At 54.5% G+C, this 1307-nt stretch carries 1 protein-coding gene; it reads right to left on the bottom strand.

Annotation, left to right across the window (positions count from 1 at the left end; genetic code table 11):
• Positions 1 to 196: 196 nt before the first annotated feature.
• Positions 197 to 1270, bottom strand: a complete 1074-nt coding sequence (locus tag B4F73_RS09280) for a GGDEF domain-containing protein (RefSeq protein ID WP_206991591.1) — start codon at positions 1268 to 1270, stop codon at positions 197 to 199.
• Between the last annotated feature and the right edge of the window lie 37 nt (positions 1271 to 1307).

The raw sequence follows: 1307 nt of genomic DNA, 5'->3' as shown, positions 1-1307 counted from the left end.
ACGCGATGATGCTTTCAAGCCGATACGGTCATTCCAGACGGGTTCTGCATGATATGGATCGCAAGCGGTCGGAAATTGCGGACGCGCAACAAAGGTTCAACGCTGCGCGAGAGGAGCTCAAACGGATACTGAATTCCGAAGACCAGCTTATTCAGATGCGTGCGGGATCATGACGTCGATCATGCTGGCGTGCAAATCAAGCAGCGTTGGAGGCCAGATCGTCTGACTGAACACGATTACGGCCATTGCTCTTGGCCAGGTACAATCGCTGGTCAGCCTGCTCGATCAGGCCGCTAACGGTCAAACCCGGCTGGTGCTGGGCAATGCCGAACGAGGCCGTGATGGCGCCGATGGGTGTCTTGGTTCCCTTCAGGACGAGCTTCCTTTCAGACATCTGTTCACGGATGCGATCAATCAACCGGGTGGCCTGTTGCAGGCCTGTTGCAGGTAAGATAATTGCGAACTCTTCGCCCCCATAGCGCGCTACGAGATCCTTGCCCTTGATGTTGTTGGTGACGATTGAAGCAAAAATCTTCAGAATTTCGTCTCCTACCCGGTGACCGAAATTGTCGTTCACGCGTTTGAAATGATCAAGGTCTGCCATTGCCAGACAGAGGCTCGAACCCTGTTTGTTTGCCGCCTCAACTTCTGCGGCGAGGCGTAGGTCGAAGGCGCGTCGATTGTAGATGGAGGTGAGCGGGTCGCGCATGCTTTCATTGCGAACCGCCTCGAGCTCATGTTGCAGGCGTTCGATCTGCTTCATTGAGGCCATTAGACCATCGCTGAGGCGACGACTCTGATCGGTCATCCGACGACTTTCCGACATCAGGCGCGCAACGGCAGAGGAGAGAGCAGCTGACGAGCTTGAATCAGACAGGCCGCGTTCAATCTGCGTCAACGCAACTTCGAACTGGTCGCTGTTTTCCATACTGGTACCCACAAGGTCCAGGATGCTTGAGAGTTGCTGTTCAACTTCCCGTCCGATGTTCTCGCGTTTGGCGTGATCGTCGGTAGGGCGCAAATGCATGTTGTAGACTTCGTCGATTTCATATTGGCAAAGCGCGCCCCGCTCCAGCATTTCGTCGACCGCAACCACAACCTTGTTGTCGGACTTTGCTGCATACGCATACATCAGCGCGAATGTGTTGGGGAATGGCGGCGTGCCATGTTCTGCAATCAACTGGCTGGCAGTATCAGCATGCTCATACACCTTGGCAAAGGCTTGCTGGTCCTCAGGACACACAAATACTGGCGTCTTGGATTCGCTCATCTGAACCCGTCCCCATCGGCAATTCATTTAACGTCGA

The sequence above is a fragment of the Hyphomonas sp. UBA3601 genome (genome assembly GCF_002375605.1).
Taxonomy (GTDB): domain Bacteria; phylum Pseudomonadota; class Alphaproteobacteria; order Caulobacterales; family Hyphomonadaceae; genus Hyphomonas.
This window is presented reverse-complemented; position numbering and strand designations above follow the sequence as displayed.

Excerpts from the sequence above, each read along its gene's own strand:
- B4F73_RS09280 (WP_206991591.1), bottom strand. The coding sequence starts at position 1,270 with ATGAGCGAATCCAAGACGCCAGTATTTGTGTGTCCTGAGGACCAGCAA.